Origin of the sequence: Paraburkholderia sp. RL18-101-BIB-B (genome assembly GCF_046026985.1) — a bacterium.
Lineage (GTDB): Bacteria > Pseudomonadota > Gammaproteobacteria > Burkholderiales > Burkholderiaceae > Paraburkholderia.
Window position 1 is genome coordinate 1 of the sequence record NZ_JARESV010000248.1, and the last position, 242, is coordinate 242.

The 242-nt window shown below is 59.1% G+C and carries 1 protein-coding gene; it reads right to left on the minus strand.

Going from position 1 to position 242, the window contains the following annotated elements; all coding sequences use genetic code 11:
- Nucleotides 1-242: GDP-mannose 4,6-dehydratase (locus P0D73_RS46945; RefSeq protein ID WP_408436599.1), on the minus strand; the 242-nt coding region annotated here is incomplete at both ends.

Below are 242 nucleotides of genomic sequence, written 5' to 3' on the forward strand. Positions count from 1 at the left end.
TTGGCGATCATCAGCGGAATCAGTTTCTCGGGGAACTGGTACGGACCGTAGTTGTTCGAGCAGTTCGTGGTGAGCACCGGCAGGCCATACGTATGATGGTAGGCGCGCACCAGATGGTCGGAACCCGCCTTGGTGGCCGAGTAAGGGCTATTCGGCGCGTACGGCGTAGTTTCGGAGAATTGCGGATCGGTAGCGGAAAGCGAGCCGAACACTTCGTCGGTCGACACGTGCAGGAAGCGGAA